Origin of the sequence: Salegentibacter salarius, from assembly GCF_900168265.1 — a bacterium.
Lineage (GTDB): Bacteria > Bacteroidota > Bacteroidia > Flavobacteriales > Flavobacteriaceae > Salegentibacter > Salegentibacter salarius.
Map to the genome: position 1 here is coordinate 45,245 of NZ_FVZF01000016.1, position 15,089 is coordinate 60,333.

Genomic DNA, 15,089 nt, shown 5'->3' on the forward strand with positions numbered 1-15,089 from the left:
AAGCTGTTTTACAAACTTTGTTTTTCGAGAATTTGAAGCAAAATTTAGCCGGGAAAAAAATACTCTTCATTTTTTAAAGAAAAAGTTTGCGCAATAGAAACTTTGTTTTAAATTTGCATCCGCATTACAGCAATGGCCTATGGTGTAACTGGCAACACGTCTGGTTTTGGTCCAGAAGAGTCTAGGTTCGAGCCCTAGTAGGCCAACAAAAATTAACCGAATTCTGAAAAGAGTTCGGTTTTTTTGTTTTTGTAATAATTTGCCCGGAACCTATTTTAAAAAAGTGCGTCACTGCGAGGAGGCGTTAGCCGAGGTGGCAATCCATCATTAAGCTTTATTCTTTCGTTAAGACTAACAGAAAAATTCAACTAAAGATTAAATCCTACCCCAATTTGTAATTGTGAAGTGTATTCTTTGGTATTTAACGGAGTTTTACTGTCAAAATAATAATCGTAGATCATAAAAACCTTAAACCAGCTTGCCAGGGGAATATCCAGCCTGAATTGTTCCAAAATTCTGTAATCTTCCAAATTTCTGTAAAGTGGCTGATAGTAAACGGTATTGGTGATAGAAAATCTATTAGATTTTGAGAGATACGAAATTGATAAGTAGGTGCTATTTCTATGATTGTAATTTGTTGAGCCGGCTCTGTCGCTATATTCTACCTCGTACAAATAGCTATTTCCCAAATAACCTGTAAAATATTCCCGGTCCATCCATTTCATCCTTAAACCGGCTCCAACCAGATTTCTTTGTTCTACCACCAAAAGCTGATTGTATTGTCCCTGTAGAAAAGCTTCCAGCCTCAATAGGTTACTGAACTTGTAATTGAATCTTGTATGTAGAAACCAGGAGTTCTGCAAATTTCCTTCTTCAGCATCTATTAATTTGTAATTCCCTAAAAAGAGATAGATTTTCTTTAAATCTTTAGATTTTAATTGCGTGGTAAGCGTTCCGTTTAGTTGATTCACCGCCAGCCCATCATTATTAGAATGGTTAAACGCAAAATCGGCATTCAATACAAAACGGGAAGAATCGGTTTGAAGTCTTTTAGTTTCTATGTTTACCAACTGGGCGTTTGCAAATATTGGGCAGAGTAAAAGGAGAAAAAGGAATCTTTTGAACATTAGGTTTATTTGGTGTTCAAAGATAAAAACTAAGACTATATGTAAAAAGACAGATTTCTAAATCCTTAATTTTAGCTGAATTGTAAAAATACCAGCTGTTTCTTCTAGTTTCTTAAAAAAATTAAAATCTTGTTTTCTTAATAATTCGTTCAACACTTTGTAATTTAGTTTCCATAAATCCTAACCAATAAATTGTGGCTTTAGAATTTTTTAAAGAAAACGAACAAGTATTTAATCTTTTATTCGAAGCGGCTTCAGAAGGGGTTGTGGTAGTAGATAGTCAACAAATAATCGTTACCGCAAACAAGGCTGCCCTGGAGATGTTCGGGTACCAAAAAGAAGAGCTTGTAGGAGCAAACCTCAACATCCTTATTCCTAAACAATATAAAGCCAACCATCATGAACATTTTGATAAGTTCATGGAGCATAGCGAAAAGAGGCAGATGGGTCACGGAAGGGATCTTTTTGGAGTGAAAAAGAACGGAACTCAATTTCCTGTTGAAGCAGGATTGAATCCGTTTAAGGTAGACGGGGAGCGCTTTGTAATGTCTTTAATCGTAGATATTACGATTAGAAAAGAAAATCAGCGTCAAATTAGAGAATTGAATGCTGAACTGGAGGATAAAATTAAAATAAGAACCCGGGAACTTAGCAAGACGGTTGATGACCTGGAGAAGGAAATTTCAAAAAGGAAAGAGGCTGAAAAACGAATTAAACTGGCCTTAAAACAGGAAAAAGAACTCAATGAATTAAAAACGAAATTCCTCTCCCTGGTTTCACACGAATTTAAAACCCCGCTAAGCGGAATACTTACTTCGGCCACTTTAGCCGAAAAATATACCCAAACCGAACAGCAGGAAAAACGTACCAAGCACCTTACCACAATCAAAAACAAGGTGCATTATCTCAATAATATTCTGAACGATTTCCTTTCGCTGGAACGCCTGGAATCTGGCAATGTAAATTATAAATACACGGCATTTAGTCTTAATAAATTAGTGAACGAGGTAATTTACAATGCCAATGTAACGCTTAAATATGGCCAGGAAATAGAGTATGATAATGATATGGAAGATGTTACCCTGTATCAGGATGAAAAGATACTGGAACTTATTCTTTCAAATTTAATTGGGAATTCCATTAAATATTCTCCGGAAGATTCCACGATATTTTTTAGAATATTTCCGAAGGATAAAAAGATTATTTTTGAAGTAGAGGACGAAGGAATGGGAATTCCGCAGAAAGACCAGAAGCATATCTTTGAGCGTTATTTTAGGGCAGAAAATGCCCTGCTAAACCAGGGAACTGGGATTGGACTCAATATTGTAAAGGTGCACGTAGAAAATATGGGCGGCACCATATTTTTTGAAAGTGTAGAAAATAAAGGCACTAAATTTACCGTAACATTACCTAACCAAAATAGATAGTCGCCAGTTTATATTGGTGAGCATTGAAAATAGTTTGAAATGAGGAAAATACTTTTAATTGAAGACGATGTAACCGTTAGGGAGAATACAGCTGAATTGCTTGAGCTCTCAAATTATGAAGTAGTAACCGCGCCCGATGGAAAAAAAGGCGTAGATAAAGCCAAAGAAGAAATTCCAGATATTATTGTTTGCGATATCATGATGCCAGAGCTAGATGGCTACGATGTGCTCACAAGGTTATCTGAAGACTCAACCACTAAAGGAATTCCTTTTATTTTTCTTTCAGCAAAAACCGAGCATAAAGATGTAAGAAGAGGGATGGATCTTGGGGCAGACGATTACCTAACCAAACCTTTTGAAGAAGAAGATCTTTTAAGTGCTATTGAAAGCAGGTTGGCGAAGGTGGAAATTATCCAGGCACAGAAAAATGAAGATGATGGAGAATCTGTGCAGAATTTGTCTGCTTTTAGGGAAATGATGAAGAACCGGGAACAAATACAGTTTAAAGCCGGGGAGAATATTTATAAAGAAGGGAAATCTTCGCTTCATTTTTATATGGTAGGCCGCGGCGTTGTAAAAGCTCATAAATTTGATAGCCGAGGGAAAGAAATGATCACTGAATTGTATAAAGAAGATGACTTTTTTGGAAACCTTAGCTTTAATAAGAATACGGCTTACGGGGAGTATGCCACAGCTTTAGAAGACAGTTTGCTTTACGTGGTTTCTAAAGATAATTTGCGTGATATTCTAAAGAACAACAGCAATATTAGCATGGAATTGCTGCAGGAAATGGGCGACCATTTAATGGGTGTAAAAGAGCAATTAATGGAAATTGCCTATGCTTCGGTGAGAAGGAAAACAGCACGTACCATTTTACTGTTTGCTCATAAAATAAAGAAAAACCCTTTGCACAGCATAAGGATCTCCCGGGCCGACCTGGCGGGAGTTGCAGGAATAGCTTCAGAAACCTTAATTAGAACCCTTTCAGATTTTAAAAAAGAAGGACTTATAGAGATTGAAGGGCGAAATGTTAAGCTCTTAGACGCCGAAAAACTGGAGCGTATTAGTTAATTTTTCGAAGACCTGACGGGAATCATATTTGGGATTGATCTTTCAAACTATTTTTGGCCAAAATTAGCGCTGAAATTTCAAGCCCATGAATGTTTTAATACTTACAGACTTTTCTGCTCAGGCTTATAATGCTGCCAGGTATGCCTTAAACTCTACGTCAGGGCCTTCCAATTTCTATGTGCTCCATGCCTCAAATGGGGAAGCTGCACAAGTGGATGAGGCTCTTTCAGAAATGGTAGGCAAACTTAAGAAGCAACCTGCGGCAAAGGAGCATTGTTTTTCAGCTCTTCCTTTTTCCGATAATCTTATTAACGCCACCCGAAAAGCTGTTATAGAAAAGCGGATTGATCTAATTGTGATGGGAGCTTCAGGAAAAAACACTTCTAATTTTCAGGGGCTTGGAGGTAATACTTGTAATGTGGTGAAGAAAGTGAAATGCCCGGTGTTGGTGGTGCCAAATTGCGATTTTAAGCAGTGGGAACAATTATATCTTCCTTTAGATTTACGTTTTCCGGTAAATACCCAGGCTTTACAGTTACTGCAAAAACTGCCGGTAACAGAAAATGTAGCGCTGAATGTTTGGGAATTCGATCTAAACAATTCGGGAGCAAATATTGAAGATTTTAGATCGGTTAATTATGAGCTGCATCGCCAAACCTTAAAAAAAGAATCAGATTTCCTGGATAAGTTTTGGCCAGAAGCGAATGCTAAAGCCAATCTAATTGTATTTTTTGCCCGTCAACTTCATATTACAGAAAAGCTTTTAAACAGGCTTTCTACAGTAGGAACAAGGAAGCAAAACCTTCCTGTGCTAATACTTCACGGATAATCTTCTAAATTTTGGTTAAAGTTTACTCTTTTCCTATTAAAATCTATCCTTTAAGCGCTTGTGTTTTTGCTAAATATAGCAGAAAACCCTATGTTTAGGGTTCAATCTAAAGAGGGTATCTGAAAGGTTTTATTTCTGTCAAGCTGAACTTGTTTCAGCTTCTAACATGTTTTGAACAATAACAACTTAGATTCTGAAATATCCCGATGTTTCGGGACAGAATGACGATTTCATTTTTTTTCAGACAGCTTTTTTATTTATAAGAAAATAATAAATTTTAAAAAAGAAATTATGAATAAAGACGAAGTATTAAATAGATTAAAAGAAGGCAATAAGCGTTTTACTGAAGATAAAAAGGAAGGAAAATTACAGGATAAATCCCGAAGAGAAGAATTAACCGGCGGGCAGTCACCTTACGCCATTGTATTGAGCTGTGCCGATAGCCGTGTAGTGCCAGAACTTGCTTTTGATACCGGCCTTGGAGAATTATTTACTGTGCGTGTAGCCGGAAATATTGCAAATAGCTCTTCTATTGCCAGTATGGAATATGCGGTAGCAAATTTAGGTACCGAAATTATTGTGGTAATGGGTCACGAAAGCTGTGGTGCTGTTACTGCTGCTATGAAAGGTGGCGATAATGGATATAATTTAAACCACCTTGTTTCTCATATAGCACCTGCAATAGCTGCTTCAGGGAAAGATGCTCCAGTTAATGATGTAGTGAAGAAGAATGCGCAATTAACTGCTGAAGAGCTTAAAACTCGCTCTACGATTATTAAAGATGCAGCCGATAGCGGAAAAGTGAAAATCGTACCGGCTTATTACAATTTAGATTCCGGGAAAGTAGATTTTCTATAAAGAGATATATTCCATAACAAAAGCTCTAATGGTATTAATCTTTAGGGCTTTTTTTGTTCAGTTTAAATGAAAAAAACGTCATCCTGAACTTGTTTCAGGATCTAAGTCGTTTGAATCGAAAGATATTAGAAGCTGAAACCAGTTCAGCTTGACGAAATTAACCTTTTTATATAATCTATTTTCTTGCCTGAAAGATCTTTAAATATAAATGGGAAGACATTTTACGGGCATTGTTTTTAGCCCGGTTGGCTAGTTCGCCCTCAAATAATTCGTCTATGGTTTCAAACCATAGGTTGAGCCATATCCCAAAATGATAGGAAGAGATTTGCTGGTTGTTTTCCTGGTCTACCTTTACATGAACCTTTTGCGGGTTCCCTTTGTACAGAGCCTTAAAAAAGAGGTTACTTTCCCAAAAATCGGTTAACTTCTCGAGATGTGCATCCCAATCCTGTATAACCTCATTAAAAAAATGACCAATTTCAGGGTTTTGCCTTACTTTTTTATAGAACCCGGAAACAAGTAAAAAAACATCTTCCCGGGTTTTAATATCACCTGACATACAAAGGATTTAAAAAATATTTATAAGAATAAAGGTAGCGGAAATAGCAAGGCTTATCAACAATGCATTAAAAACAACTTTCGGTTTAAACTGAGCTAGAATTACAGTGTTGAAACCCATACAGGCTACCACTACAATAAATAGTTGAAACATATCTAAAAAGCTGTGTCCGTTCATTAAAATTAGCATAGCCGCTACAGATCCTAAACAACTGGAAGCTATAATTCCCATTGCTGAATATCCCAAACTCATCTCTTCAAAATCGACTAGTAAATTCTTGTAAAGTTTCATGATTTTTAATTCTGGCGTAAAATTAAAGTGTCAACAGAAGTTTTCTTATGAGTAAAATCATAATGAGCAAAAAAAGCCTGAAGAAAATTGAGTTTCTTCAGGCTTTAAAATCATTAAATAGTTTCTTTATCTAAACTGGGTGTATGATTCCTTTTCCAGTTGTTCCCTATGATCTGGATGTGCTATGGAAATAAGTTCTTTTGCTCTTTGCCTAAGGTTTTTTCCGTAGAGATTTACAACGCCGTATTCTGTAGCTATATAATGCACGTGTGCCCTGGTAGTAGTTACGCCGGCACCTTCCTTTAAAAAAGGGACTATTTTAGAAATCCCGTTTTTAGTAATGGATGGCATAGCGATAATAGGTTTGCCGCCTTCAGAAAGAGCTGCACCTCTTATAAAATCCATTTGGCCACCAACTCCAGAGAATTGATATTTCCCAATGGTATCGGCGCAAACCTGGCCGGTTAGATCTATTTCTATAGCCGAGTTTATTGCGGTGACCTTAGGGTTCCTCCGAATAATTGCGGTATCATTAGTATATGCAGCTTCTTTAAAATGAACTATTGGATTATCGTCTATAAAATCATATAATTCTGGCGAACCTATTGCAAAACAGGTAACCAGTTTTCCGGTTTTTATCTCTTTATTCCTTCCGGTTATTACTCCAGATTTAACAAGGGGTAAAATGCCATCAGAAAACATTTCGGTATGGATTCCCAGGTTTTTATGATTTTTTAAATTGTTTAAAACCACGTTGGGAATTCCGCCAATTCCCATTTGCAGGGTGGCACCGTCTTCAATTAAGCTGGCTACGTGTTTTCCAATTTCCTGTTCAATTTGCGTAGGAGTGGCTATTGAGGTGGCAAAAATAGGTTCATCTACTTCTATGGCCGCATCAATTTGGTTGCTATGAATAATCCCGTCTCCGTGAGTTCTTGGAACTTTTGGGTTTATTTGCGCAATTACTTTTTTCGCTGTTTGAATAGCGGGTAAAGTGATATCTACCGAAGTTCCAAGTGAGCAATAGCCGTGTTTATCTGGTGGTGATACCTGGATGAATGCAACGTCTAATGGGAGAAGATTTCTTCGGAAGAGATTATGTATTTCACTTAAGAAAATGGGGATATAGGCTCCTTTATTAGAATTAACCGCGCTCCTTACATTGCCGGCAACAAAGCAACTATTTATGCTAAAAGCTTTCGAATAAGGTTCTTCGGTATATTTTGCGTTACCTTCCGTATGAATTTGAAGAATTTCTACATCTGCTAACTCATTATAGCGATCGCATAAGGCATCAATTAATTTAATTGGGGTCATTGCTGAACCCTGAATAAAAATACGATTACCGGAATTTACTATAGCAACGGCTTGCTGTGCAGATAATATCTTTGGATTTTTCACAATTCTAAGTTTGAATATTCAGATTAAAATTGATCTCAATCTCTTCATCTAATACAATTAATCCGAAAATTTTACTGGGCGCTTCCAGATTAAAATCTTTAATATTTAGCTGTAGTTTTCCATCAAAACAAAGCTGTTTATCCCGGGTGATCTCCACGGGGAATTGGTAATCTTTATTTATTCCTGCGATATTAAAAGTTAAGGTAACCAGGGCGTTTCCTTCCCGGCTCATATCTATTTCCTTAAGTTTCAATAGAATTTTTGAATGTTCTTCAGTTTTTAGAAGATCATGGAAATCTTTGTTTATTTTTCGGTTTCCGCAGTCAAAATTCACATTTTTTAGGGGTAACACGCTGTTTTTGAAAAGCATGATATTTGCTTTTTCTGAATAATGGACTGTAAAATTTTCATCTTTAAAACGAAGCGTATTAAAGTCACATTCAAAGTCATTGATATTGGTAGTCCCAGAAATACTAAGATTACTGTTGGGTAGAATTGTAATTTCCCTGGTTTCAAAATCAGCTTGTGCTATCCCAGGAATAGCAAGAAATAGTGTGAAGAAAAATAGAAAATAAGTTTTCATACTGATTGAATTAGGGCATTTATATAAATATAAGCAATAGATTTTACTCGATAATCGAGATTGAATGCTCCGAGGCTTTCCTCGAAATCAAATTATATTTTCAATAATCATCTTCCCGAGCTTGCTTCGAAGTAGTTTATTCAAAAATTGCTCCAAACAGAAAATAAAAAGCCCCGGCGAATCTCTTAGAGATAACATCCGGGGCTCAACATTCAACTTAAAAACTAATCGCTGCTTCTAGCGTAATTCCGTTGAATTGACCTCCATTGTTTATGTCTCCTACAGGATAGTCATTGTACTCCTGGTTAACATATTCCAGTTTAGCAAGAATGTTCTTTGTCATAAACCAACCTGCACCTAATTGGAAACGGTTTACGCTAATATCAGTGCTGCTGTCAAGTTCACCGTCTACTGTACTGTAACGACCTCCCAGGTAGAAATCTTCATCTGCACCAAATCTGTAGATAAGTTCACCTGCATAGTGGTTGTATGTTCTTGTATCAGTATCGTTTTTGTCCTGTCCACTAATAGTTTCAATGATTCCGAAGAATTCAAGTCCACCATACTTAATAAATGGGTTGATCATTACAGATGTCATCTCATTGTTGAAAGATGTGTTGATACGTCCGGCTCTAAAACCAGGTCCGTTTCCATCAACATCAGTCATTACGTTGTAGTAACGAGTACCGGCACGGTCACCTGTGTAAAGGTAGTTGCCACGTCCGTAGTTGTGTCCACTATAAAGAAGAGATCCAGTTAATCTAAATCTGAAATCTTCATTAAATTGATTATCATATCCTAATTTTGCAAGGAAAGAAGGATCTGTCTCACCGTCACCAGCAGTAGACTGGTTTAGTTTACCATTTGTAAATCCAACCATACCTAACCAAGGCCCGTTGAACATATATACTTCAGCACCAACTTCGGTAGTGAAACTGTCCATTAAATAGTTTCCTACAAATGGGTTGTGAAGTGAGTGAGCGTTGTCTGTTCTTCTAAAGTGAGCATCACCGTAGTTGTTTTCCATGTGTCCAATCTTGATTCTCATGTGATCCATAAGACCTTCAGCGAATCCTTCATTTATGAAGTCTAATTTATCTATCTGGATATAACCACCTTTTACCCAAGCTTCAGAGTGGTGTTGAGAAGATAGATAAGTTCTTAAGTGCATCCTCACACCGTCATAAAGTAATACATCAAGGTCTAGGTTAGCAGTAGCCAGGTTGAAGTTTCCTTCAAGGTTTTGAAGTTCAGCTGCGTCAGATTCGTGATCTAAAGACTGGAACTGGATGGTAGAAGCACCACCAACTCTTACCTGTACTCCGTCAAATTCAGTTTCAGTATCTTTTTTAGCTTCAAAATCGTTGATACCGCGTTGGTCTCTTTCTCTAAAGTTAGGAAGATCTCTGTCCCATATAGTTTTGTTCTCTACATCCACATCTACGTCTACGTCTTGTGCCTGTGCCTGAAAGCCTGCGGCCATCATTAGAGCAATTCCGAAATATTTGATTGAATTTTTCATTGTAATAGTTTTTAAATTGAATAGTTATTTAGAAAATGTTGATTTGAATTTAATAGTTAGTTCTTCTCCTGTGGTAATTGTTCCAAACATAGCAGTAGGAGGGTCTACTTTGTAATGAGTCATATTGATATCCTGTTTTCCGTTAATTTCAAGTTTATTTCCATTAAGTTTTACTGTAAATTCTACGGGAACTTGTTTAGAAACTCCTGAGATTTTTAGTGTGGCAAGACCGTTCACTTTATAGGAGTCGCTTCCCTGAGCTTCAATCTTTTTAACTTCGTCCAGTTTAAATTCAATATTTTTATATTCGCTAGTGTTAAGCGCTTTATAAGCATTTTTGTCCATTCCACCTTTTCCGCTATCTAAACTCTCAGCAGGAACGGTAACCTGTAAGCTAGAAATTCCTGTAAGCTTCCCATCTTCGGTAGTGATTGTGGCGCCTCCTTTTTTAGAGTTTGCCTTCATTTCCCAATCGTGGATATTAGAAGTTCCTTCAACAATAATTTCTGAAGAATTATCCATTCTAAAATTTTGGCCAACCATGCTTCCTGCGGTTAGCAGCATAAAAAATACGCCTGTGAGTATTAGTTGATATGATTTTAAAACTTTCATGCTATTAGGTTTTTAAGTTTGGTACAAAGTTGGGGTAGAAATGCAGCAGAATTTATGACGAGAGTCAGGTTTGAGAATATTTCTTACCAGGACTATTTTGGGCCATACTAAAAGGAATTATAGTATTTACAGAGGTTTGTAGCGGCTAAAACGTTTTCGAAATACCAAAATAAAAGAATATTTCTGCTGAAAAAACAGTAAAATAGGCTAGAAATTATATCGAGATAATTCTATTTCTGAAGAAAAAGGGGAATAAAAACTCGCTTTTTAGTAATAAAGCTCGTCGGTTTTTAGGTTTAGGAACCTGGAAGTGGCGAAAAATGTACTTAACCAGGTAATTAATATGCCTAAAAGAAAAATTCCTATAAAAAGCCCTGCAAGTAGTTTTACATCTGAAGTTAGGGCAAGTTGAGGAAAACTATTGTTAAGGTAATAAAGGGCGCCGGCCATTCCAATAAGGGCTATTATGGCTCCAATTATTCCCAGTTTTACACTTTGCCAGATAAATGGCCTGCGAATAAATCCTTTGGTGGCACCCACCATTTGCATGGTTTTTATAATAAATCGTTTGGAATATACAGAAAGCCTAATAGAACTGTTGATAAGCAATACTGCAATAAATGTGAAAACTCCACTGGCAATAAGTACCCAGAAACTGATTTTCTTTACATTTTCGTTTAGAAGTGCGATAAGCGGTTTATCGTAAACCACCTCATCTACAAAATTTTTGGAAGTTAGATCGGCTGCAATTTCATCTACCTGTTCGCCAGAGACAAAATCGGCATTCATATAAACATCTATAGAATTCTGTAAAGGATTATAGCCCAAAAACTCCATAAAATCTTCGCCTATTTCCTTGCTATGCGCCTCGGCTGCTTCTTCTTTAGAAACATAGGTGGTAGATTTGGTATAATCTGCCATCGCCAGGCTTTTCTTGAGTTGTTCTATTTCAACATCTTTGGCGTTATCTTTTAAATATACCGTAAGCGCAATTTGTTCTTTAAAATGGTCGGCCACCTTTTTGGTGTTTAAAACCAGCAATCCCAGCATTCCCAATAAAAAAAGTACTAAAGCAATACTAATCACTACCGAAAAATAAGAAGATACCAGGCGGCGTTTCTGGTATTTTTCAAAGGATGTGCTCATAGGGCGATTTCAGATTTTTTGTAAAAATAAAAAAGATAAGCTTGCAATATCTTTAAAACGTTTAAAGTTTAAAAAAATTAGCGAAGTTTTAAATTTTTTATTCAGGAATAGGAAACTACCATAAGGTATCTGTGAAAAATTATTCGTCAAGCTGAACTTGTTTCAGCTTCTAATATGTTCATTAACTTAGATGCAGAAAAATATTTAGAGTTTAAAGATACTTCTAATTTCATTTTGAAAAGCAGAATACTATGAAAATACTAATCTTCGGAATTGGGGGCGTTGGTGGTTATTTTGGTGGAAAACTTGCCCAGGCTGGATTTAACGTAACCATGATTGCCCGCGGGAAACACCTGGAAGAAATTAAAGAAAACGGACTTGAAGTTGAAAGTATCAATGGTGACTTTACGGTGCAACCAAACCTCGCTACCGATAATTTAGCTGAAGTTCCTACTCCAGATTTGGTGATTTTAGGGGTTAAATCCTGGCAAATCCAGGAAGTAGCAAATAAGTTGAAGCCAATAATTTCGCCCGAAACAATGATTTTACCTTTACAGAATGGCGCCAATAATGTAGAAAAACTTTTGGAAATTCTACCGAAGCGAAACATTTTGGCCGGGCTTTGCCATATTGTAAGTTTTGTAGAAAAGCCCGGAAAGATAAAACACGTTTCTTTTGAACCCAGAATCACTTTCGGGGAAATTGATAATTCTAATTCAGAAAGAATTCAGCGATTAAAAACGGTTTTTGGAAAAGCTGAGATCACTAATTTTAATCCTGAAAATATTCAGCTGGAGATTTGGAAAAAGTTCCTTTTTATTACTACTATTAGTGGCCTTGGTGGGTTAACACGGGTTTCTATAGATAAAATTAGGGAAAGCAAATATTTATATGATCTACTGCTAAAAACCGCTCAGGAAATTAAATTGATAGCTAATGCTAAAGATATTCCGTTAGCCGAAGAACATTTGGAAAAAGCCTTTGAAATTATTCAAAATCAACCACCGGGAACTACTGCTTCTACACAAAGAGATATTATGGCGGGACGGCCTTCAGAATTAGAAAATTTTAACGGCTTTATCGTAAAAGAAGCCGAAAAACTAGGCATTGCAACACCCGTAAATAAAATGATCTACGAGTGTTTACTGCCTATGGAAAAGGAAGCGAGGAATTCTTAATTATTCCTCGTTTGCTCCATTTAAATCTAATATTGAAAAGTTTTCATCTATCATAAGCGTAAGGCATCCATTACTATGCAGCTGTTCCAAAGATTTGGTTTCATTGTCCAATTGAATGTTTTTCACATCAAACGGCAATCCGTGTATCTGTAATTTGAATATTTTGCAATCAGATTCATAAGAGCCTTCTTTATGCTGCTGAATAACTAGCTGATTTTTTCTTCCAGTAAGTTTAAAGCTTCTCAAGCAAAAACGCCCTTTGGTATAGTCGTAACCATCTTGCGCATCTTCGAAAAACTGAGAATCTTCCTTCCCTTTTTTGTAATAAATGTCCAAGGTGATCTCCTCTATCTTTTTTTCTCCTACGTATTGTTGCACCGGATATTTCGGAATAATAGCACCCTCTTTTATAAATACAGGCATACTGTCTATATCGGCATCTACCCAGGTTTCTTTTCCGCCTTTAACCAATTCATCGGTCCAGTAATTATACCATTCCCCTCTTGGAATATACATACGTCTTCCTTTAGCATTAGGCTCTTGAACAGGGCAGGCGAGTATACTATCCCCAAAAATAAATTCGTCTATTCGGTAATGGGTGTTCACGTCTTCCTGGTCAAACATCACCAGAGATTTTATTATAGGCACACCTCTCTCAGTATAATCCCAGAATGCAGTATATAAGTAAGGCAATAGTTGGTAGCGCAATTCAATAAATTTACGCACTATATCGGTGATATCTTCATCAAAAGTCCAGGGTTCCTGGTCGCCGTGATCTCCCGAGGAGTGCACTCTAAAGAATGGGTGAAAAGTTGCTAGCTGAATCCACCTTGCATAAAGTTCGCCGTGGGGCTGTTCAGCAAAACCGCCGATGTCACTTCCGGCAAATGAAAAACCAGACATAGCGAGACGCTGCACCTGCACATTAGCTATCCACAAATGCTCCCAATTCGCAATGTTATCTCCGGTCCAGGTTGAGGTATATCGTTGCGTTCCCGAATAAGCCGCTCTCGTAATTACAAACGGACGTTTAGGATGCGAAAATTTCTTTACGCCATGGTAAGTTGCCCGGGCCATTTGCATCCCGTAAATATTGTGAGCTTTTCTATGGCTGCAGGGATTGCCGTCATAATCGTGTCTCACATCGTGTGGAAACGTCTTATTTGGTACTTCCATCACGGCAGGCTCGTTCATATCGTTCCAGATACCCTTAACGCCAATCTCTTCAATTAGTTCTTTGAATAATCCAGACCACCATTCCCTTACTTGAGGATTGGTGAAATCTGGGAAATAACATTCTCCCGGCCAAACTTTCCCTTTAATATAAGGGCCATCGGCACGCTTACAGAAATAATCGTTCTCCAAGCCTTCTTTGTATACCCAGTATTTTTTATCAATTTTAATCCCCGGATCTATGATCGCTACCGTTTTAAAACCATCTTCTTCAAGTTCCTTAACCATTCGTTTTGGATCTGGGAAATACTCTTTGTTCCAGGTAAAACAGCGAAAACCTTCCATGTAATCAATGTCCAAATAAATAGCGTCACAAGGAATTTGTAATTCCCTGAATTTAGAAGTGATTGCTTTTACCTTGCTTTCAGGGTAATAACTCCATTTACACTGGTGAAAGCCTAAGGCCCAAAGTGGCGGTAGATCTGGTTTTCCGGTAAGATCGGTATAATATTCTACTACATCGGTCATTTTTGGGCCGTAGATAAAATAATAATTCATCTCGCCACCCTGTGCCCAAAAACTGGTTACAAATCTTCTTTCCTGGGCAAAATCAAAATAAGATCTAAAGGTGTTATCAAAGAAAATCCCGTAGGCTTTCTTGTTGTGAAGCCCGGTGTAAAACGGAATGGTTTTGTAAATAGGATCGGTATCTTTTCCGTAGGCATAAGAGTCGGTCACCCAATTTTCGAAGCGTTTCCCTTTTAAATTTAAATGCCCCGGTTTATCACCAAGACCAAAATAACTCTCCCCGTCGTGAGAAACTTTACTCATTTTCACGATATCGCCTCCAAATTCATAACTTTCTTCCCAGTGGAATCCCAGTTCATCCTGGTTTATCAAGCTTCCGTCTGCCTTATCATAGATTTTGATGAGTAAACCTATCCTGGAAATCTCACATATAATTTTAGAAGTGGTAATGCGGTAACAATCTTCTTTTTCTTCAATATCTAACTGGTTATAACCAATACTCGCATATTTGGTGATTGCATAAGAAAAGTCATTCGCAAACATTCCGGTTGTAGAATACCTAAATCGCAGCAAGCCATCTCTAAGAATTGTGATTTGCAGAGCCACATCGTTTTCTGTAGTAAAATAAAGCGTATCCACATCTTTGCGGAAAGAAATTACATTAGATGGAAATGCATTTCCTTTTTGTTCTAACTCGGTATTCGTGATCATATTTTATAATGGATTACTGTAAGGTAAAAAAACAGAATAGTTTGCAAATATAAGTTAGAATTCTCAAAGTATT

Annotated in this window: 14 protein-coding genes and 1 tRNA gene; 6 read left to right on the plus strand and 9 right to left on the minus strand. The window is 37.1% G+C overall.

The window, feature by feature from the left end:
* Positions 1 to 133 precede the first annotated feature (133 nt).
* Positions 134 to 206, plus strand: a tRNA-Gln gene (locus tag B5440_RS10010).
* Between the two features lie 162 nt (positions 207 to 368).
* Here the strand turns inward: B5440_RS10010 and B5440_RS10015 are convergent.
* The gene (locus B5440_RS10015) at positions 369 to 1,127 is read right to left on the minus strand and encodes a DUF481 domain-containing protein (protein WP_070053471.1); all 759 of its coding nucleotides are present in this window, start codon (positions 1,125 to 1,127) and stop codon (positions 369 to 371) included.
* A 194-nt stretch (positions 1,128 to 1,321) separates the two neighbouring features.
* On the opposite strand from B5440_RS10015, the gene B5440_RS10020 reads away from it, so the two are divergent.
* The 4 genes from B5440_RS10020 (at position 1,322) to B5440_RS10035 (ending at position 5,312) form a co-directional block, all read left to right on the plus strand.
* Positions 1,322 to 2,554, plus strand: a complete 1,233-nt coding sequence (locus B5440_RS10020) for a PAS domain-containing sensor histidine kinase (protein ID WP_070053470.1) — start codon at positions 1,322 to 1,324, stop codon at positions 2,552 to 2,554.
* 39 nt (positions 2,555 to 2,593) lie between these two features.
* Positions 2,594 to 3,625 (plus strand): response regulator, encoded by a 1,032-nt coding sequence (locus B5440_RS10025; RefSeq protein WP_070053469.1) that lies wholly within the window; start codon positions 2,594 to 2,596, stop codon positions 3,623 to 3,625.
* A gap of 85 nt (positions 3,626 to 3,710) precedes the next feature.
* Positions 3,711 to 4,454, plus strand: coding sequence for a universal stress protein (locus B5440_RS10030; RefSeq protein WP_070053468.1), 744 nt, complete (start codon positions 3,711 to 3,713; stop codon positions 4,452 to 4,454).
* Between the two features lie 291 nt (positions 4,455 to 4,745).
* Positions 4,746 to 5,312: a carbonic anhydrase gene (locus B5440_RS10035; protein WP_070053467.1), complete on the plus strand. Its 567-nt coding sequence runs from the start codon at positions 4,746 to 4,748 to the stop codon at positions 5,310 to 5,312.
* A 175-nt stretch (positions 5,313 to 5,487) separates the two neighbouring features.
* On the opposite strand, the gene B5440_RS10040 is transcribed toward B5440_RS10035, so the two are convergent.
* From B5440_RS10040 to B5440_RS10070, 7 genes are all read right to left on the minus strand, one after another.
* The gene (locus B5440_RS10040; RefSeq protein WP_070053466.1) at positions 5,488 to 5,871 is read right to left on the minus strand and encodes a group III truncated hemoglobin; all 384 of its coding nucleotides are present in this window, start codon (positions 5,869 to 5,871) and stop codon (positions 5,488 to 5,490) included.
* A gap of 9 nt (positions 5,872 to 5,880) precedes the next feature.
* The gene (locus B5440_RS10045) at positions 5,881 to 6,162 is read right to left on the minus strand and encodes a hypothetical protein (RefSeq protein ID WP_070053465.1); all 282 of its coding nucleotides are present in this window, start codon (positions 6,160 to 6,162) and stop codon (positions 5,881 to 5,883) included.
* A gap of 126 nt (positions 6,163 to 6,288) precedes the next feature.
* Complete coding sequence (locus tag B5440_RS10050) at positions 6,289 to 7,563, minus strand: acetyl-CoA hydrolase/transferase family protein (RefSeq protein WP_070053464.1); 1,275 nt, start codon at positions 7,561 to 7,563, stop codon at positions 6,289 to 6,291.
* 4 nt (positions 7,564 to 7,567) lie between these two features.
* The gene (locus B5440_RS10055; RefSeq protein ID WP_070053463.1) at positions 7,568 to 8,146 is read right to left on the minus strand and encodes a YceI family protein; all 579 of its coding nucleotides are present in this window, start codon (positions 8,144 to 8,146) and stop codon (positions 7,568 to 7,570) included.
* Between the two features lie 217 nt (positions 8,147 to 8,363).
* A complete protein-coding gene (locus tag B5440_RS10060) occupies positions 8,364 to 9,668 on the minus strand; it encodes a hypothetical protein (RefSeq protein ID WP_070053462.1) in 1,305 nt (434 codons plus the stop codon).
* A gap of 24 nt (positions 9,669 to 9,692) precedes the next feature.
* Entirely contained in the window at positions 9,693 to 10,280 is a 588-nt protein-coding gene (locus B5440_RS10065) for a YceI family protein (protein WP_070053461.1), read from the minus strand.
* A gap of 267 nt (positions 10,281 to 10,547) precedes the next feature.
* Positions 10,548 to 11,426 carry a cell division protein FtsX gene (locus B5440_RS10070; protein ID WP_070053460.1) on the minus strand — a complete coding sequence of 293 codons (879 nt, stop codon included), beginning with the start codon at positions 11,424 to 11,426 and terminating at the stop codon, positions 10,548 to 10,550.
* A gap of 251 nt (positions 11,427 to 11,677) precedes the next feature.
* Between B5440_RS10070 and B5440_RS10075 the strand changes: the two genes are divergently transcribed.
* Entirely contained in the window at positions 11,678 to 12,604 is a 927-nt protein-coding gene (locus B5440_RS10075) for a ketopantoate reductase family protein (protein ID WP_070053459.1), read from the plus strand.
* Here B5440_RS10075 and B5440_RS10080 read toward each other — a convergent pair whose 3' ends face one another.
* A complete protein-coding gene (locus B5440_RS10080) occupies positions 12,605 to 15,016 on the minus strand; it encodes a glycoside hydrolase family 31 protein (protein ID WP_070053458.1) in 2,412 nt (803 codons plus the stop codon). It lies immediately after the preceding gene.
* Positions 15,017 to 15,089 lie beyond the last annotated feature (73 nt).